Here is an 18,652-nt window from a genome sequence, read left to right on the forward strand (position 1 = left end):
GGTCGGCGGCCCATGGCTCGACGGCTCGGCGACGCCGTGCTAGCAAGGTGGGATGACCGCCACCGTCGACGACGTGGTCGCCGTCGCCGATTCGCACCGCCCCGAACTACTCGCCTACTGCTACCGGATGACCGGCTCGCTGCATGATGCCGAGGATCTGGTGCAGGAGATCCTGGTGCGTGCCTGGCGGTCGGCGGATTCCTATGACCCGCAACGGGCTTCGCTGCGCACCTGGCTGTATCGGATCGCCACCAATGTCTGCCTGACCGCGTTGAAGAGCGCGCAGCGGCGAGCGCTGCCGGTCGATCTGGCACAGCCGAATCCGGTGGTGGGGGCGGAGCGTCTCGATCCTTCGCCCGAACTGCCGTGGCTGGAGCCGTTCCCGGACGCGCTGCTCGGGGACGGCGATCCGGCGGCGGTGGTGGCGGCCCGGGAGAGTGTGCGCCTGGCGTTCGTGGCCGCGCTGCAACACCTTCCGCCGTTGCAGCGCGCGGTGCTGATCCTGCGGGATGTGCTGGCGCTGCGGGCCGCCGAGGTGGCCGGGCTGCTCGGCACCAGCACCGCCGCCGTCAACAGCGCCCTGCAGCGGGCGCACGCGCAGCTGTCCGGCGTCCGGGCGGGTCCCGCCGAACTGGGGGACGACGAGCAACGCGAGCTGCTGAAGCGCTACGTCGAGGCGTTCGAGGCCATGGACATCGACGCCCTCAAACGCATCCTGCGCGACGACGCCATGCTCCAGATGCCGCCGTTCCTGGCCTGGTTCCAGGGCCGCGACGCCGTCACCGCCTTCCTGGGCCGGGTCTTCGCCCGCGGCGAGGCCTTCCGCCTGCTACCCACCCGCGCCAACAATCGCCCGGCCCTGGCCGCCTACGTCGAACGCGGCGATGTCTTCGAGGCCGCCAACCTCCACGTCCTCACCCTCGACCGCGACGGCTTCGCCCGCCTGGACCTGTTCCACTCCCCGGACCTCTTCCGTCTGTTCGACCTCCCCGCCCGGCTGTGACGTGACATCCGTAGGCTTGGGGAAGAACGCCCCGCCCTGCGGTGTTGCAGCAATGGCCGCGAGTTTCCGGCGAATTCGATTGAGGAGTCCGAAGACGTGTCATCGCATCCCTCCCTGCCGCCCCTGGTGGAGCCGGCGACGGAGCTGACCCGGGACGAGGTCGCCCGCTACAGCCGCCATCTGATCATCCCGGACCTCGGGGTGGACGGTCAGAAACGCTTGAAGAACGCCAAGGTGCTGGTGATCGGCGCCGGCGGGCTGGGCTCCCCGGCGCTGCTGTACCTGGCTGCCGCCGGTGTCGGCACGCTCGGCATCGTGGAATTCGACGAGGTCGATGCCTCCAACCTGCAGCGTCAGATCATCCACGGCGAGTCCGATATCGGCCGTTCCAAGGCGGACAGCGCCCGCGATTCGATTCTGGAGATCAACTCCGGAATCACCGTGGAGCTGCACAAGATTCGCCTCGAACCCGACAATGCGGTCGAGCTGTTCAGCCGTTACGACCTGATCGTCGACGGCACCGACAACTTCGCCACCCGCTACCTCGTCAACGACGCCGCGGTGCTGGCCGGCAAGCCCTACGTATGGGGTTCGATCTACCGGTTCGAGGGCCAGGTCTCGGTGTTCTGGGAGGACGCCCCCGACGGCCGCGGCATCAACTACCGCGACCTCTACCCGGAGGCTCCGCCGCCGGGCATGGTCCCGTCCTGCGCCGAGGGCGGCGTACTGGGCGTGCTGTGCGCCTCCATCGGCTCGATCATGGTGACCGAGGCGATCAAGCTGATCACCGGTATCGGCGACCCGCTGCTGGGCCGGCTCATGGTGTACGACGCACTGGACATGAGCTACCGCACCATCAAGCTGCGCCGCGATCCGGAGCGTCAGCCCATCACCGAGCTCATCGACTACGACGCGTTCTGCGGCGTGGTGTCGGAGGAGGGCCAGGCCGCGGCCATCGGCTCCACCATCACCGCCCGGGACCTCAAGGAGCTGCTCGATGCCGGCAAGGACGTCGCCATCATCGACGTGCGCGAGCCTGTCGAATGGGACATCGTCCGCATCGAGGGCGCGACCCTGATCCCCAAGGACCGCATCCTCTCCGGCGAGGCCCTGTCCGAACTGCCCCAGAACACCCCGATCGTCCTGCACTGCAAGACCGGAATCCGCTCCGCCGAGGCGCTCGCGGCGCTCAAGAACGCCGGTTTCTCGGACGCCACCCACCTCCAGGGCGGAATCATCGCCTGGGCCAACCAGGTCGACCCGTCGCTGCCGGTCTACTGACCGAGAGCGTCGATCGATCGGGAGGCGACAACTGATTTCGGGAGGATCCGGATAACTCCCCGGGCATGTCCGAAATCGGTCGCGTACTCGACCGGCGGTCGCGTACGGGATGCCGACGGCACCCGAGTCCGGCCTCGGGCCGCGGGGAGGCGGGACAGCGTGGCGTCCGATTTACGCCTCTTCACAGCGGTACCGTACGCGCGTGACCATGACTGCTGTGGAACCTCCCGAGCATGTGCGCTCGACCTTCGGGTTGCGCGAGGAAGTGCCGGTTCCGCTGGGGAACTGGGACGGCGGCTGGCGTTGTGGCGATGTGGTCCTGAGCCCGGTGACCGATCACGCGCGAGCGGCGTGGTCGGCGAAGGTGCGCGAGACCCTGCGGGTGGACGGGCTGCGCCTGGCGCGGCCGGTGCGGGCCACCGATGGACGGTATGTCGTATCCGGTTGGCGCGCCGACACCTTCCTCGAGGGCATGCCGGAGCCGCGGCACGACGAAGTGGTGTCGCTGTCCTTGCGCCTGCACCAGGTGACCGCGCGGCTGGAGCGTCCGCGTTTCCTGGCCGCGCAGCCGGTCGCGCCGTGGGTGGATGTGGATGTCTTCGCGGCCGCGGATCGCGCTGCGTGGGAAGCGGTTCCGCTGCGCAGTCTCAAGCTGGGCGGCATGTTGCAGGCCACCTCCCCGGACGGCGACCGCAGCCAGATCCTGATCACCCAGCTGTCCACCCTGCGCAAACCGGTGACCACTCCCGCACAGCTGGTGCACGGCGATCTGTTCGGAACCGTCCTGTTCTCGGGCGGTTTCGCGCCCGGTCTCACCGACATCACCCCGTACTGGCGACCGGCGCCCTGGGCGGCGGCGGTCATCGTGGTCGATGCCCTGTCCTGGGGCGGCGCCGACGACGGCCTGCTGGAACGCTGGGGCGATCTCCCCGAATGGCCGCAGATGCTGGTGCGCGCGGTCATGTTCCGCCTCGCCGTGCACGCCCTGCACCCGCGATCCACCCCCGAGGCGTTCCCGGGCCTGGCCCGCACCGCCGACATGATCCGCCTGCTGCTCTAGGGGGATGAACAGAACGGAAAGGCCGCGCCGGGCGACGAATCCGGCGCGGCCTTTCTGTACCCCTGAGGATGGGGATCTCTGGAAGGGCGCGCTTCCAAAGTCATTGCCTGAGTGCTGGGTCCGCTCAGACGTTGGCGTGGGCCAGGGAGGGTGCGCGTCCGACCGCGAAGGACGAGCGCAGGTAGAACCACCAGCAGACCGCGCCCATGGCGAGGTAGGCCACCACGTAGCCCCAGAAGGCCGGATTCATGCTGTGGTAGTGGGTGTTCGACAGTCGCAGGGCCTGCTGCAGGATCCAGCCGCCCGCCGCGCCGATCGCGCCGATGACGCCGATGGCCGCACCCGCCTGCCGTTTCGCGGAGATCAGGGCCGCCCCGATGTCCTGACCGGTCTCCGAGGCATGCCGCCGCGCTTCAGCGGTGAAGATCATCGGGATCATCCGGTAGGTCGACCCGTTGCCGATGCCGCTGAACACGAACAGCAGCAGGAACGAGATCAGGTACAGCGGAAAGTTCTTGGCCGACAGCGACGCCACGATGAGCGCGGCGGCGACCGCCATGCCACCGAAGACGTACAGCGTGATCTTCGCGCCGCTGAGCTTGTCGGCGATCCAGCCGCCGAAGGGCCGGCTCATGGAACCCACGAGCGCGCCGAGGAAGGCCAGGTTGCCCAGGGTGCCCATCCAGCCGATCTTGGCCAGGCTCGGGAAGTTGGCCTTGAGCAGGGTGGGGAAGGCGAAGGAGAAGCCGATGAAGGAGCCGAAGGTGCCGATGTAGAGGATGGCCATCACCCAGGTGTGCCGGTTCTTCAGGGCCAGTTTGTAGGACTTGCCATCGGATTTCGCGCCGGACAGCGAGTCCATGTAGCGCAGCGCGCCGAACAGGGCGACGAGGATGAACGGAATCCACACCAGCACAGCGAGAGTGATGCCGAACCGGTAGCCGCCCGGGTTCTTGGCCATGATGTGGGTGCCCAGCGTGATGATGAGCGGCACGAACAATTGTGTCTGTGCCACACCGAGATTGCCGCCCGCGGCATTGATGCCCAGCGCCGCGCCCTTCTTACCCTCGGGGAAGAAGAAGTTGATATTGGCCATCGACGACGAGAAGTTGCCGCCGCCGACACCCGCGAGTGCGGCCAGCACCATGAACACCCACATGGGTGTGCTCGGCTGGTTGATGAAATACGCCAGACCCAGCGTGGGGAGCAGCAGCATGGCCGCGCTGAAGGCGGTGAAGGCGCGGCCGCCGAAGCGCGGGATGGCGAAGGTGTAGGGCACGCGCAGCGCCGCGCCGACCAGGGTCGGGGTGGAGGTGAGCAGCAGCGCGTTGTTGACCGCGTCGGGATTCTTCGCGCTCAGGAAGGCGAATCCGGCCGAGCCCATGGCGGTGACCACGCTGGCCCACAGCACCCAGACGCTGAATCCGAGGTTCTCCGCGAAAACGGAGAAGATCAGATTTTTCCGGGCGGTTTGTTTACCCCCGTTTTCCCAGAATTCACTGTTGTCCGGTTCCCAGCGGTCGATCCACCGTCCGCGTCTTTGGAAGGCGAAGGTCGTTTCCGGTGCCTCTACTACTGTTGCCATGAGCAGCTGTCCTCTCGGCTGTCGCGACCGCCCTCATCATGGGTTCCCGGTCGTCGGGGAACCGCTGCGGTCGCGTCCAACCGTAGGAAGCGCTTTTTACATCCGAGTGTTTTTCCGTGACGGAGACGGTAATTCGACCTCACCCGGCGGCGTGTCGAGTGGTGACCTTTCGGTTACTCGAATTTCGTATCAAGCGTCCGGTATTCGGCCATGAGCGAGTCGAGGAAGCAATTGGCGGTGCGGGCCGCCCGTTCCGGATCGCCGTCGATGACCGCCTGCACCAGTTCGGCGTGCTCGTCGTGGTACGTCTCGCCCTCGCGCTCGGACCGGAACCTGATCCCGGCCGCGATGACGGGCAGCAGCGAGTCGTAGAACTCCAGGTATACCGCATTGTGGCTGGCGACCACGATGGCGCGGTGCAGTTGCACGTCGGCCTCGATGGCGGCATCGAAGTCGGTGTCCCAGTAGCGGTTTCGTTCCTCCAGCACGCGTCGCAGGGTCGCGATGTCGGTGTCGTCGCGGCGCTCGGCGGCCAGCCGGGCGGCGGTGGTGTCGAGGGCCCGCCGCAGTTCCAGGACATCGCGCTGCTGGGCGTCGGCCAGGTACTCGGTGAGGGTGCCGCCGAGGGTGGAGGTGGAGATGACGTAGGTGCCCGAGCCCTGTCTGCGCTCGAGCATGCCGGCGTGCACGAGGGCCTGGACGGCCTCGCGCACGGTATTGCGGCCGGTGCCGGTGAGTTCGGTGAGCTCGGGTTCGGTGGGGATACGCGAGCCGACGGCCCAACGGCCGGAACGGATTTCGGCACGAAGCTGCTCGGTCACCTGGGCGATGAGGCTCGTGCGCCGGACTGGTTGCACGGGTGACAGCGTACCTTGCCTCACATTCGTTGCATCACATCATCGGGTCATCCTATGATTTCGGGGTGACTGCGACGATGGATGAGACGATGGCCCCGGTGCGGGGCCTTTCCAATGCCCCGAGCGAGACGGCCGGGTTCCGCCCCGAAATGTCGAAGCGCGCCCAAGCGCGGAGGGGCGGAGCGGTCGAGGGCCGCCTGCTCGTGCTCGTCGCCATCGTCATGTCCGCTCTCACCCTCCGCGTCGCCGTCACCGCGTTCACTCCGCTCGCCGCCCGCATCGGGCAGGACATCGGCTACTCCACCGCGGTGGTCGGCGTGTTCGGCATGCTGCCGACCGCCATGTTCGCCCTCGGCGGGCTGCTGACCCCGGTGCTGTCGCGTCGCCTGGGCCTGGAGACGACCGCCCTGGTGGCCATGCTCATGACCGGTGTCGGCTCGGTGATCCGCGCCCTGGTGCCCGCGACCTGGGAGCTGCTGGCCTTCTCCGCGCTGGCCCTGGCCGGCATGGGCGTCGGCAATGTGGTGATCCCGCCCCTGGTCAAGCGGTACTTCTCGGATCGGCTGGCCGCGCTCAGCTCGGTCTACATCGTGATGGTGCAGCTGGGCACCGTCTTCCCGGCCCTGATCGCGGTGCCGGTCGCGGACGCGCACGGCTGGCGGCTGTCGCTGGGCATGTGGGCCGCGCTGGCCTTCGCCGCCGCGCTGCCGTGGATCGCGGTGCTGCGGGTGCGGCGTGACCACGCCCGCGTCGACACCACCGAATTGCCTTCGGAGGCGGTCGAATCCACCGGCAAGGTGTGGCGTTCGCCGGTGGCCTGGGGCATGGCCTTCATGTTCGGCATGACCTCGCTGATCACCTACTCGCTGTTCACCTGGATGCCGACGATCTTCAGCGACGCCGGCGCCAGCGCCTCCTTCGGTGGCAGCATGGTCGGCATCTTCGCCCTCATCGGCCTGGTGGCGGCGTTGAGCGCGCCGATCGTGGTGGGCCGCATGGCCAATCCGTTCCCGGTCGTCATCGGCTGCGCGGTGTTCTTCTTCATCGGCTTCGCCGGTCTGCTGCTCGCGCCGATGAGCGCCCCGCTGCTGTGGGTGCTGGCGGTGGGCCTGGGCCCGTCGACCTTCCCGATGGCGCTGACCCTGATCAACCTGCGGACCCGCACCGGCGCCGGTTCGGCCGCGCTGTCCGGCTTCACCCAGGGTGTCGGCTACTCGGTGGCATGCGTGGGCCCGCTGCTGTTCGGCGCCCTGCACACGATGACCGGGGGTTGGCTGGCGCCGTTCGGCTTCCTGGTGGTGGCGGTCCTGATCCTGATGGCGGGCGCCTGGGTGGCGTGCAAGCCGCAGATGCTGGAAGACACCTGGAAATAAATTCACCGTTCGAGTTGCCGAGCCGTGAGGTTGGGGCCATGATTTTGTGGCAAGGCTCTCAACTTCCGGCTCGGTTACGCGTTTCTACGCGTTTCCTGGCGATTTGTGGCCGCCGGAAACCCTTGTGTCACATGGTTGAAACATAGGGTCACTTCTCACGCCGGTTGCCCGATATTCGTGAGCAACCGTTGATTTGCCGGTCATTTCGCGCAGCATCGACGCAATACCGATTTCCTACCTTGGGGCCATCCAGATTTCAGGAGGGCCTCTTGTTGACGACGCTGACCCGCAAGCGCGACATCGAGCATTGGGATGCCGAGGATGTCGTGGCCTGGGAAGCCGGTGGTAAGGACATCGCTCGCCGCAACCTGATCTGGTCGGTGTTCGCCGAGCACGTCGGGTTCTCGGTGTGGTCGATCTGGTCGGTCATGGTGCTGTTCATGCCGACCGACAAGTTCGGCATCGACCCGGCCGGCAAGTTCTTCCTGGGCGCGATGCCGACCCTGGTCGGCGGCTTCATGCGGATCCCGTACACCGTGGCCACCGCCAAGTTCGGCGGTCGTAACTGGACCATCGTGAGCGCGCTGCTGCTGCTGATCCCGACGCTGCTGACGCTGTACTTCGTCAACCAGCCGGGCACCTCCTACACGACCTTCCTGGTCGTGGCCGCCTTCGCGGGCTTCGGCGGCGGCAACTTCTCCTCGTCGATGTCCAACATCAATGTCTTCTTTCCGCAGCGGCTCAAGGGCTGGGCGCTGGGCGTCAATGCGGGCGGCGGCAATATCGGCGTGCCGGTGGTGCAGCTGGTCGGCCTGGCGGTAATCGCCACCCTGGGCAACCACTACGGCAATGCCTCGGTGGTGTGCGCGGTCTACCTGGTCCTGATCGTGGTGGCGGCGCTGGGCGCGGCCCTCTACATGGACAACGTCAAGAACCAGAAGGCCGACCTGTCCTACATGATCAAGGCGCTGAAGGTCCCGCAGTCGTGGGCCATCGCCTTCCTCTACATCGGCACCTTCGGTTCCTTCATCGGCTACAGTTTCGCCTTCGGCCAGGTGCTGCAGATCAGCTTCAAGGCCGGCGGCGCGAGCGTCGCCGCGGCCACCCTGCACGCCGCGCAGATCGCCTTCATCGGCCCGCTGCTGGGTTCGCTGGCCCGCCCCTACGGCGGCAAGTGGGCCGACCGCATCGGCGGCAGCAAGGTCACGCTGCTCACCTTCGGCGCCATGACCGTGGCGGCCCTGGTGGTCACGGTGGCCTCGACCCTGGGTGATCACGCCGGGCACCCGCAGGGCGGCGTGCTGGTGGCCATGATCGTCGGCTTCACCGCGCTGTTCGTCATCTCGGGCTTCGGCAACGGGGCGGTCACCAAGATCATCCCGTCGGTGTTCGAGGCCAAATCCCGCTCCCTGGACGGTGATTCGGCCACCCGGGCGGCCTGGGCCCGCAACACCTCCGGTGCGCTCATCGGCTTCGTCGGCGCCATCGGCGCGCTGGGCGGTGTCGGCATCAACCTGGTGCTGCGCTCCTCCTACGCCTCCACCAAGTCCGCGACCACCGCGTTCTGGGTCTTCATGGCCTTCTACGTGGTCTGCGCGGCCGTCTGCTGGGCGGTCTTCATGCGCCGCCCGAGCCTGCGCTCGCTGACCTCCGAAACCACCGACGCCGATGTCGTCGTCGAGGCCGAGGCTCTGGTCCTCGAAGCCGAAACCGGCTCCGCCGCAACCGATTCCTCGTCCACCTCGTCGGCTCGCGCCTGACGTCCATTCGCGAAAGGGACTGTCATGACCCACAGCATCGAACGCAAAACCGTTGTAGTGGTCGGCCACGGCATGGTCGGACACCGCTTCGTGGAGGCGCTGCGCTCCCGTGACGAGGCCGGAACCTGGCAGGTCATCGTCCTCAGCGAGGAGAAGCTGGCCGCCTACGACCGCGTCGGCCTGTCCTCCTACGTCGGCATCTGGGAAGCGTCCGCGCTGGCGCTGCCCGGCAACGACTACGAGGGCGACACCCTGGTCGACGTCCGGCTCGGCGTGAAGGCCGACGCCATCGACCGCATCGCCCGCAAGGTCACCACCTCCACCGGTGAGGTGATCGGTTACGACGCACTGGTTCTCGCGACCGGCTCCTACGCCTTCGTGCCGCCGGTGCCGGGCCACGACGCGGAGGGCTGCTTCGTCTACCGCACGCTCGAGGACCTGGACGGCATCCGGGCCGCGGCCGAGGCGGCCGGTCCGGGCGCGGTCGGCATCGTGGTCGGCGGCGGTCTGCTCGGCCTGGAGGCGGCCAATGCGCTGCGCCTGCTGGGCATGACCCCGCACGTGGTCGAGTTCAACAAGTGGCTGATGCCGGCCCAGATCGACGAGGGTGGCGGCGCCATCCTCGAGAAGCTGGTGACCGAGCTGGGCCTGGCCGTGCACACCGGTGTCGGCACCTCCTCGATCGAGACCGTCGAGGGCGCGCCGGTCGCCGAGCGGCTGTCGGTCAAGTTCTCCGACGAGAGCGAATTGCGCGCCGCGGTCGTGGTTTTCGCGGCCGGTGTGCGTCCCCGTGACGAAATCGCCCGTACCTCCGGGCTGGATGTCGGCGAGCGCGGCGGTGTCCTGACCGACCTGAGCCTGCGCACCTCGGACCCGAACATCTACGCGATCGGTGAGGTCGCCGCGGTGGAGGGCGTCTGCTACGGCCTGGTCGCCCCCGGCTACAACACCGCCGAGGTGGTCGCCGACCGCCTGCTCGGCGGTGCGGGCGAGTTCCCGGGCGCGGACCTGTCCACCAAGCTGAAGCTGCTGGGTGTGGACGTGGCCTCCTTCGGTGACGCGCACGCCCGGACCGAGGGCGCGCTGTCGGTGGTGCTGCACGATGCGGCCAAGGGCACCTACGCCAAGCTGGTCGTCTCCGATGACGCCCAGACCCTGCTCGGTGGTGTGCTGGTCGGTGACGCCACCCAGTACTCGGCGCTGCGCCCGCTGGTCGGCCGCCCGCTGCCGGCCGATCCGGCCGCGCTGATCTCCCCGGCGGGTGCGGAACTGGGCGCGGACGCGCTGCCCGACGACGCCCAGATCTGCTCCTGCAACAACGTGTCCAAGGGCTCGATCTGCGGCGCCATCGCCGACGGCGCCTGCGACGTGCCGGCCATCAAGAGCTGCACCAATGCCGGAACCTCTTGCGGCGGTTGCGTTCCCATGCTCAAGAAGCTGCTGGAGCAGTCGGGTGTGGAGGTCTCCAAGTCGCTGTGCGAGCACTTCACGCAGTCGCGCGCGGAGCTGTTCCACATCATCCAGTCGACCGGCATCCGCACCTTCTCGGGTCTGATCGCCAAGTACGGCACCGGAACCGGCTGCGACATCTGCAAGCCGACCGTCGCCTCCATCCTGGCGTCCACCTCGAGCGAGCACATCCTCGACGGCGAGCAGGCCTCGCTGCAGGACACCAACGACCACTTCCTGGCCAACCTGCAGAAGAACGGCACCTACTCGGTGGTGCCGCGCATGCCCGGCGGTGAGGTGACCGCCGAGCAGCTCATCACCATCGGTGAGGTGGCCAAGGAGTTCGACCTGTACGTGAAGGTCACCGGTGGTCAGCGCATCGACCTGTTCGGTGCCCGCGTCGAGCAGCTGCCGCTGATCTGGAAGCGCCTGGTGGACGCGGGCATGGAATCCGGCCACGCGTACGGGAAGTCGCTGCGCACGGTGAAGTCCTGCGTGGGTTCGACCTGGTGCCGCTACGGCCAGCAGGACTCGGTCGGCATGGCGGTGCTGCTCGAAAAGCGTTACCGCGGTTTGCGTTCCCCGCACAAGCTGAAGCTGGCGGTGTCGGGTTGCGCCCGCGAGTGCGCGGAGGCGCGCGGCAAGGACGTCGGTGTCATCGCCACCGAGCACGGCTGGAACCTGTACGTGGGCGGCAACGGCGGTCTGACTCCGAAGCACGCGGTGCTGCTGGCCGGCGAGCTCGACGACGAGACGCTGATCAAGTACATCGACCGCTACCTGATGTTCTACATCCGCACCGCCGACCGGCTGCAGCGCACCGCGCCGTGGCAGGAGGCCCTGGAGGGCGGCATCGACTACCTCAAGCAGGTCGTCTGCGAGGACAGCCTGGGCATCGCCGCGGATCTGGAAGCGGCCATGGCCAGGCACGTCGAGGGCTACAAGGACGAGTGGGCCGCGGTGCTCGAGGACGAGGGCAAGCTGTCGCGCTTCGTGTCCTTCGTGAACGCGCCGGAGGAGTCGGACCCGACCATCGGTTTCGACGAGACCGGTGAGCGCAAGGTGCCCGTCCTGCTCGGAATCCCGGACATCCCGGTCAATGCGACCCACGCCACAGAGACCGCCACGCACGGGAAATGACTGCTTAACCGCGAGGAAACAGGGCGCCGGTACCAATAGGTAGGGCGTTCGGAGGAGAGTACCGATGACCGTGATCGACACACCCGGCACCGCAGTCACGACCGTTTCGGGTTGGACACAGGCCTGCCGGCAGGACTATCTGATTCCCGGCCGCGGCGTGGCGGTCCTGTTGAAGGGCGGCCGCCAGGCGGCGCTGTTCCTCACCACCGACGGGACGCTGTTCGCCGTCGGCAATATCGATCCCTTCGGGCGCGCGGCGGTCATGTCGCGCGGCCTGGTGGGCGACCGCGGCGGTGTGCCGGTGGTGGCGTCGCCGCTGCTCAAGCAGGCCTTTTCACTGATCGACGGGCGCTGCCTGGACGATGACTCCATTTCTTTGCCGGTGTACGCGGTCCGCGTCGCGGACGGTGTGGTCTCGGTGTCCAACGACCCGGTCCAATTCATCGGCGGTACGGCATGACCGAGGTTGACAGCGGTACCCCGCTGGCCGGCTTCACGGTCGGTATCACGGCCGCCCGGCGCGCCGAGGAACTCGGCACCCTGCTGGCCCGCCGGGGCGCGAATGTCGTTTCCGCCCCGGCCATCCGGATCATTCCGCTGGCCGACGACACCGAGCTGGAGCGGGTGACGCGGCAGCTGGTCGCGGCCCCGCCGCAGATCACCGTGGCCACCACCGGCATCGGCTTCCGCGGCTGGATGGAGGCCGCGGAGGGCTGGGGCCTGGCCGAGGAGCTGCGCGCCACCCTGGGCTCGACCCGCATGCTGGCCCGCGGCCCCAAGGCCAAGGGCGCCATCCGTGCCGCCGAGCTGCGCGAAGAATGGTCTCCCGCTTCGGAATCCAGCGCCGAGGTGCTGGATCACCTGCTGGCCCAGGGGGTCGAGGGGGTCCGGATCGCGGTGCAGCTGCACGGCGCCACCACCGAATGGGAACCGGTGCCGGACTTCTGCGAGGTATTGCGCTGCGCCGGAGCCGATGTGGTTCCGGTCCCGGTCTACCGGTGGATTCCGCCGGAGGACCGTACTCCCATGGACCGCCTCATCGAGGGCATCGTCACCGCCGGACTGGATTGCGTGACCTTCACCAGCGCTCCGGCCGTGGCGTCACTTCTCATGCGCGCCAAGGAGACCGGGCTGCTGGAGGCCGTCCTGCACGCCTTCCGCACCCGGGTGCTGCCGGCCTGCGTCGGCCCCATCACGGCCGCGCCGCTGGAGGAGCTGGGCGTCACGACGTCCATGCCCGGCCGCGCCCGCCTGGGCGCGCTGGCCCGCCACGTCGCCGAGGAACTTCCCAGGCGCGCCAACCGGATTCAGGCCGCCGGGCACCTGCTCAGCGTCCGCGGCGGTTGCGTCGTCGTGGACGGCCAGGTGCGCCAGCTGGCACCCGCGCCCATGGCGCTCATGCGTTCCCTGGCCCGCCAGCCGGGCCGGGTCGTCTCCCGTGAGGACCTGCTCGCCGCCCTGCCCGGTGGTGGCGACGACACCCACGCCGTGGAGACCGCCATCGCCCGTCTCCGCGCGGGCCTCGGCACCCCCAAGGCCATCCAGACCGTCGTCAAGCGCGGCTACCGGCTGGCGCTGGACCCCGCCGAGTGCACCGACAACCCGCACCCGGAAGGTCCGAATCCGGCTGCGCGCCAGCAGGTTCCGGCACACAACCAGGGTCTGGGCGCGCGCCGCGACGTGCCGCCGCGCATCCCCGGCACCCGCGCGCCGCACGCGGAGGTCCCGCCGCCGGCCGCGGCGGCCCGCCGACCGATCGCCCCGGTGAACGGGACGGCCCGCCCGGTGGGCTTCCCGGCGCAGTCCGTCTCCCGCCCCGCGGTGGCCGCGCGCCCCGGCCGTCCGGCCGGGAGTGCGTGGTGAGCGCGCCGGCGCTGGTGCTCGTCGCGCACGGCACCCGGAGCGCCCGGGGTGTGGAGATGATCGCCGAACTGGCGGGAGCTGTTGCGCGGGAGCTGGGTGCGTCGGCGCTCGCGCACGGTGTCCGCGGCGGGATCGCCGAGACAGGTGCCGGTGCCGATTTCGGGGCCGCATCGGCATCGTTGCGTGAGATCGCGATCGCCGGTACGCCGCGGGTGCGCACCGCGTTCGTGGATGTGCTGGGACCCTCCCCGGCCGAGGTGTTGCGGGATCTGGATCCGGTTCCCGCCGTGGTGGTTCCGGCCTTCCTGGCCTCGGGCTACCACGTGTACCAGGACGTGCCGCGAGAGGTGGCCGCGAGTGCTCACGACGCGGTCGCGGTCACCCAGGCGATGGGTCCGGATCCGGCGCTGGCCGAGGTGATGCACCTGCGGCTGCGTGCGGCGGGCTGGCGGCCGGGGGACGCGGTGGTGTTCGCCGCCGCGGGTTCCTCGGACGCGCGGGCGCGCCGGGATGTGCAGCGCGCGGCGCGCCTGCTCTCGGAGCGCGTCGGCACCACCGCCCATCTGGCCTATATCGCGACCGGCGAGCCCAAGGTGCCGGAAGTGGTTGCGGCGGTGCGGGCTTCGGGCGCACGGCGGGTCTTCGTGGCCTCCTATCTGCTCGCCCACGGGCTGTTCCACCAGCGCCTGCACGAGGCGGGTGCGGACGGTGTCGCCGAGCCGATCGGTGTGCACCCGGCCGTGGTGCGCTTGCTGACCGATCGCTACTTCGCGGCGATAGATTCGCTGACGGCCGTCCGGGTCGCCTGATCGGCACGGTCCGGGCCCGCTCGGATTAGGGGCTCGCCCCGGTCCATTAGGGGCCCGGCCCGAAACCGAAACGCCCAATTCCCCTATCACTTGGTGATTTTCGATCCGCATGGCAACCTTTACCGCAATTCGGTAAAGACCCTGGAGGATCCCCACGTGAAGAAGTTTGTCGTCGCCGCTGTGATCGCGGGCGGTATCGCCGGCCCGGCCGCCACCGCCGCCGCCGATTTCCCCACGATCTACGACCCGTGGACGGCGTGCATCAAGTCGGGCCAGACCTATGACCAGTGCCAGGCGCTGGTCAACAACACCCAGCCGACGGATCAGGGCGCGGGTTTCGGCTGGACCGGTTCCGCCGCCGGCCACTGAATTCCAAACAATTTAATTTCAGATTCCGGGCCGACGCCGAATAGCGTCGGCCCGAGTCGTATCTGTGTGATACACACCACAGTGGCTACTCCTTAACGGTGGTTAAGGCGCTCCGCTTATGTACCGTCCCGCAGCCTGACCGGTCTCGCTCACCGGTATTCGCCGGTTCCCTTCGGTGCGGCGGCGATCAGGATGGCGGGATGTCGCTCGAACATCCCGCCCGCTGTGCCGGACTCGCCTCGCAGGCGGCGGTGCGCGCCAAGCGCAAGGCCGAGTGGCTCGCCCTCTTCGCGGCGGACGCGCGCGTCGAGGATCCGGTCGGCATCTCCCCGTATGACCCAGTGGGCGAGGGGCATTCGGGGCACGAGTCCATTGCGGCCTTCTGGGACAAAGCGATCGAGCCCAGCCGAATCGAATTCGAGTGGGCCGACTCGTTCGCGTGCGGCGATGAAGCGGCCTTCACCGGGACCATTCGCAGCGCACGCCCCGAGGTCGTCGTCGAGGTTGATCTCGTCGCCGTCTATCGCGTGAATGCGGACGGGAAAATCGTTGCCCTGCGGGCGTTCTGGGAACTGGACCGCGCCCGCGTCACGCCGATCTCGGAGTAGCCCTCCGGGGGATCAGCCCTTCGGGGTCTGCAGGGCCGGGAACCAGATGTCGGTGAGGACACTCGCGGCTTCCTCGGCGGAAACGTCGATGGTGCCCTGCATGGCCCAGCGGGTGAAGAACCGTTCCAGTTGGGCGACAAGGAGTTCCACGCGCAGGCGCGCTTCGTCCTGGCGGTCGGCGGGCCAGCGGGACAGGTAGGAGCTCATGACATTGGGAAGGGCCATGATGCCCTCTCGTGCCACTTCCCGGAATTCGGGTTCCAGCGTCGTCGCCTCGTCCCAGGCGGGCAGTAGGTCCTTGTACTCCTGGAACCAGTCGATGGCGCGCCGCATCCAGGCGGCGAATTCCTCCCGCGAGCCGGTGTCGAGCACGTGGTCGAGGTCCTCGTAGAAGTGCTGGACGCTGGGCAGCGTGCCCTGCTCGGCGATCGCGCGCAGCACGTCCGGTTTGCCGGTGAAGTGCAGGTAGAAGGTGGCGCGACTGCAGCCGACGGCGGCGGCGATGTCGTCGACGCGGACGGGCGCGTACCCCTGCGTGGTGAACAGCTGTTTGGCCGCGTCGATGAGCCGGCTGCGGGTCAGCCGCTTCTGTTCGTCGCGCAGCGAAGTGCGCCGGGGTGCGTCGGGGTGGTCTACGTCGGATCGGGTCACGCTTGAATAATAGACGCAAGTTCACTCACTAGACACGCTGTCTAGCGAGTGTTAGCGTGTGTGGCACATCACGTCCGGCAGGGCTCCAAGACCCGTCGCCGAACCAGGAGAGTGAATTGGCTGCGCTATCTGCACACAATCGTGAGCTGCCCCGGGTCGCCATCATCGGCGCCGGCCCGTCGGGCATCACCGCCGCGAAGCGGCTCGCCGAATACGGCATCCCCTTCGACTGCTACGAAGCCTCCGACGAGGTGGGCGGCAACTGGTACTACAAGAACCCGAACGGTATGTCGGCCTGCTACCAGAGCCTGCACATCGACACCTCGAAGTTCCGGCTGCAGTTCGAGGACTTCCCGGCGCCCGAGGAATGGCCGGACTTCCCGCACCACAGCCAGCTGCACCAGTACTTCAAGGATTACGTCGACCACTTCGACATCCGCGACCGGATCATCTTCAACAACAAGGTGACCTCGGCCGAGCGGGGCGCCGACGGCCTGTGGACCCTCACCACCGATCAGGGCCGCGTCGAGACCTACGACGCGCTGATCGTGGCCAACGGCCACCACTGGGATCCGCGCACCCCCGACTACCCGGGTGAGTTCGACGGCACGCTGATCCATTCGCACTCCTACAACGACCCGTTCGACCCGATCGACATGCGCGGCAAGCGAATCGTCGTGGTGGGCATGGGCAATTCCGGCCTGGACATCGCCTCGGAGCTGTCGCAGAAGTTCATCGCCTCGAAGCTGTGGGTCTCGGCCCGCCGCGGCGTGTGGGTGCTGCCCAAGTACGTCGGCGGCAAGGTCGGCGACACCCAGGTGGTGCCCGCGTGGATGCCACCCAAGGTGGCGCTCAAGCTCAAGCAGCGCTTCGTGGTCAAGAACCGCGGCCGCATGGAGGATTACGGCCTGCCCAAGCCGGATCACCTGCCCTTCGAGGCGCATCCGTCGGCGAGTGAGGAGTTCCTGCACCGGGTCGGTTGCGGCGATATCGATTTCAAGCCGGCCATCACCCGCCTGGACGGCAAGACCGTGCACTTCGCGGACGGTTCGTCCGAAGAGGTGGATGCGGTGGTGTGCGCCACCGGCTATCACATCAGCTTCCCGTTCTTCACAGATCCGGCGCTGCGACCGGATGCGAGCAACAAGCTGCCGCTGTGGCGCCAGATGCTGAAGCCCGAGATCGACAATCTCTTCTATCTCGGCCTGGCCCAGCCGATGCCGACCCTGGTGAACTTCGCCGAGCAGCAGTCCAAGCTGGTCGCGGCCTACCTCTCGGGCAACTACCGCTTCCCGTCCCAGGCGGATATGAACACCGCCGTGGCGAAGGCGGAGGCCGAACGCGCCGAGCGCTACTACAACTCGCCACGGCACACCATTCAGATCGACTTCGACGTCTACGTCCGCGAGCTGAAGAAGGAACTCACCGACGGCGCGCGCCGGGCCGCCGCCGCGGGCAACAAGCTGCCGGTGCGCAGTCGCGCGCTGGTACGGGCGTAGAGGAGAGCGGTCAGGATGAGCGACGTGGCTGGATTCTGTGCCGACGAATTCGAGGCTGTCCGTGTGGCTTTCACCGAGCAGGTGGAGTCGGGCGCGGAGCTGGGCGCCTCGGTGTGCGTGACCGTGGACGGCGAAACGGTGGTGGATCTCTGGGGCGGCTGGGCCGATCCGGAGCAGACCCGGCCGTGGACCGCGGACACCCTGGTGAACACCTTCTCCATCACCAAGACCATGGTCGCGCTGAGCGTGCTGCTGCTGGTCGACCGCGGTGAGCTGGACGTGCACCAGAAGGTGGCCCACTACTGGCCGGAGTTCGCGGCCAACGGCAAGGCCGATATCGAAGTGCGGCACCTGCTTTCGCACACCTCGGGCGTCTCCGGCTGGGAGGCCCCGATCGTGTTGTCGGACATCTACGACATCGACGCGGCCACCGATCGCCTCGCCGCGCAGGCACCCTGGTGGGAGCCGGGCACCGTCTCGGGCTATCACGCCATGAACTACGGCCACCTGCTGGGCGCGGTGATCAAGCGCGTCACCGGCCGCCCGCTGGGCCGCTTCTTCGCCGAGGAGCTGGCGCAGCCGCTGGGCGCGGACTTCCACATCGGCACGCCCGCAGCCGATTTCGACCGCATCGCCACTCTGGTGCCGCCGGACCTCCCCGAGTTCGACCAGTCGCTGCTGCCGCAGGACAGCGTCATGTTCAAGACGCTGTTCCAGCCGCTGCTCGACTTCGCCGAGTGCGCGACCCCGGGCTGGCGGCAGGCGGAGCTGGGCGGCATGGGCGGCCACGGCAATGCCCGATCCATCGCCCGGCTGCAGTCGGTGATCAGCAATGGCGGCGAGCTGGCCGACCGGAAGTTCCTGTCGGACAAGACCATCGACCTCATCTTCGAGCAGCAGTCCGACGGGGTGGACCTGGCCATCCTGCTGCCGCTGCGCTTCGGCATCGGCTACGGCCTGCCGCACGCGCAGACCGCGCCGCAGGTGCCGGACGGCCGCGTCTGCTGGTGGAACGGGCTGGGCGGCGCGCACGTCGTCAACGACCTGGACCACCGCGTCACGTTCGCCTACGCCATGAATCGCATGGCTCCCGGCCTGATCGGCTCCGAGCGGGCCGACGCCTACATGAAGGCGACCTTCGACACAGTGAGGGGACGTGCGTGACGGGCCTCACTCGGGCAAGCTGCGAAGGTTCGCGCAATCGGATTCGAGGACTTGATTCATGACCAACGCTGTTGATCTGCAGGCTGTGGCCGCGCAGGTGGCCGGGAAGCTGACCGGGCCGGGTGGGCCGTTCGAGATGACGGTCGAGCCGGTGCTCGGGGTGCCGATGCCGGTGTTCGAG

At 68.2% G+C, this 18,652-nt stretch carries 16 protein-coding genes; 13 read left to right on the plus strand and 3 right to left on the minus strand.

All coding sequences use genetic code 11. The features are described 5' to 3' along the window. Positions 1-52 precede the first annotated feature (52 nt). The 3 genes from ABZV44_RS10200 (at position 53) to ABZV44_RS10210 (ending at position 3,344) form a co-directional block, all read left to right on the plus strand. Positions 53-1,003: a sigma-70 family RNA polymerase sigma factor gene (locus tag ABZV44_RS10200; RefSeq protein ID WP_354834020.1), complete on the plus strand. Its 951-nt coding sequence runs from the start codon at positions 53-55 to the stop codon at positions 1,001-1,003. Positions 1,004-1,099: 96 nt separating this feature from the next. Continuing rightward, positions 1,100-2,284, plus strand: a complete 1,185-nt coding sequence (gene moeZ, locus ABZV44_RS10205) for an adenylyltransferase/sulfurtransferase MoeZ (protein ID WP_354834022.1) — start codon at positions 1,100-1,102, stop codon at positions 2,282-2,284. 208 nt (positions 2,285-2,492) lie between these two features. Then, on the plus strand, positions 2,493-3,344 hold the full coding sequence (locus ABZV44_RS10210) for a TIGR02569 family protein (RefSeq protein WP_354834152.1): 852 nt from the start codon (positions 2,493-2,495) through the stop codon (positions 3,342-3,344). Between the two features lie 124 nt (positions 3,345-3,468). On the opposite strand, the gene ABZV44_RS10215 is transcribed toward ABZV44_RS10210, so the two are convergent. Beyond that, positions 3,469-4,929, minus strand: coding sequence for a nitrate/nitrite transporter (locus ABZV44_RS10215; protein WP_354834024.1), 1,461 nt, complete (start codon positions 4,927-4,929; stop codon positions 3,469-3,471). 173 nt (positions 4,930-5,102) lie between these two features. After that, positions 5,103-5,786, minus strand: coding sequence for a FadR/GntR family transcriptional regulator (locus tag ABZV44_RS10220; RefSeq protein WP_354834026.1), 684 nt, complete (start codon positions 5,784-5,786; stop codon positions 5,103-5,105). 149 nt (positions 5,787-5,935) lie between these two features. On the opposite strand from ABZV44_RS10220, the gene ABZV44_RS10225 reads away from it, so the two are divergent. The 8 genes from ABZV44_RS10225 to ABZV44_RS10260 all read left to right on the plus strand — a co-directional run bounded on the left by ABZV44_RS10225 (position 5,936) and on the right by ABZV44_RS10260 (position 15,157). Next, on the plus strand, positions 5,936-7,159 hold the full coding sequence (locus ABZV44_RS10225) for an MFS transporter (RefSeq protein ID WP_354834155.1): 1,224 nt from the start codon (positions 5,936-5,938) through the stop codon (positions 7,157-7,159). 272 nt (positions 7,160-7,431) lie between these two features. Further along, positions 7,432-8,919, plus strand: coding sequence for a nitrate/nitrite transporter (locus ABZV44_RS10230; RefSeq protein WP_354834158.1), 1,488 nt, complete (start codon positions 7,432-7,434; stop codon positions 8,917-8,919). A 24-nt stretch (positions 8,920-8,943) separates the two neighbouring features. After that, positions 8,944-11,508 carry a nitrite reductase large subunit NirB gene (nirB, locus tag ABZV44_RS10235; RefSeq protein WP_354834028.1) on the plus strand — a complete coding sequence of 855 codons (2,565 nt, stop codon included), beginning with the start codon at positions 8,944-8,946 and terminating at the stop codon, positions 11,506-11,508. A gap of 64 nt (positions 11,509-11,572) precedes the next feature. After that, positions 11,573-11,968 (plus strand): nitrite reductase small subunit NirD, encoded by a 396-nt coding sequence (gene nirD, locus ABZV44_RS10240; protein WP_354834030.1) that lies wholly within the window; start codon positions 11,573-11,575, stop codon positions 11,966-11,968. Next, positions 11,965-13,371, plus strand: coding sequence for a uroporphyrinogen-III synthase (locus tag ABZV44_RS10245; RefSeq protein WP_354834032.1), 1,407 nt, complete (start codon positions 11,965-11,967; stop codon positions 13,369-13,371). Before nirD ends, ABZV44_RS10245 begins: the two co-directional genes overlap by 4 nt. Then, positions 13,368-14,180 (plus strand): CbiX/SirB N-terminal domain-containing protein, encoded by an 813-nt coding sequence (locus tag ABZV44_RS10250; RefSeq protein WP_354834034.1) that lies wholly within the window; start codon positions 13,368-13,370, stop codon positions 14,178-14,180. The genes ABZV44_RS10245 and ABZV44_RS10250 overlap by 4 nt, the downstream gene beginning before the upstream one ends. Positions 14,181-14,273: 93 nt before the next feature. Next, positions 14,274-14,549, plus strand: a complete 276-nt coding sequence (locus ABZV44_RS10255; RefSeq protein ID WP_354834036.1) for a hypothetical protein — start codon at positions 14,274-14,276, stop codon at positions 14,547-14,549. Positions 14,550-14,749: 200 nt separating this feature from the next. Next, positions 14,750-15,157, plus strand: coding sequence for a nuclear transport factor 2 family protein (locus ABZV44_RS10260; RefSeq protein WP_354834038.1), 408 nt, complete (start codon positions 14,750-14,752; stop codon positions 15,155-15,157). Positions 15,158-15,169: 12 nt separating this feature from the next. Here the strand turns inward: ABZV44_RS10260 and ABZV44_RS10265 are convergent, their stop codons facing one another. After that, complete coding sequence (locus ABZV44_RS10265; RefSeq protein WP_354834040.1) at positions 15,170-15,808, minus strand: TetR/AcrR family transcriptional regulator; 639 nt, start codon at positions 15,806-15,808, stop codon at positions 15,170-15,172. A gap of 116 nt (positions 15,809-15,924) precedes the next feature. Between ABZV44_RS10265 and ABZV44_RS10270 the strand changes: the two genes are divergently transcribed. Beyond that, complete coding sequence (locus ABZV44_RS10270; protein WP_354834042.1) at positions 15,925-17,307, plus strand: NAD(P)-binding domain-containing protein; 1,383 nt, start codon at positions 15,925-15,927, stop codon at positions 17,305-17,307. Between the two features lie 15 nt (positions 17,308-17,322). Continuing rightward, on the plus strand, positions 17,323-18,471 hold the full coding sequence (locus ABZV44_RS10275; protein WP_354834044.1) for a serine hydrolase domain-containing protein: 1,149 nt from the start codon (positions 17,323-17,325) through the stop codon (positions 18,469-18,471). Positions 18,472-18,652 lie beyond the last annotated feature (181 nt).

Source organism: Nocardia sp. NPDC004860 (genome assembly GCF_040609015.1).
Taxonomy (GTDB): domain Bacteria; phylum Actinomycetota; class Actinomycetes; order Mycobacteriales; family Mycobacteriaceae; genus Nocardia.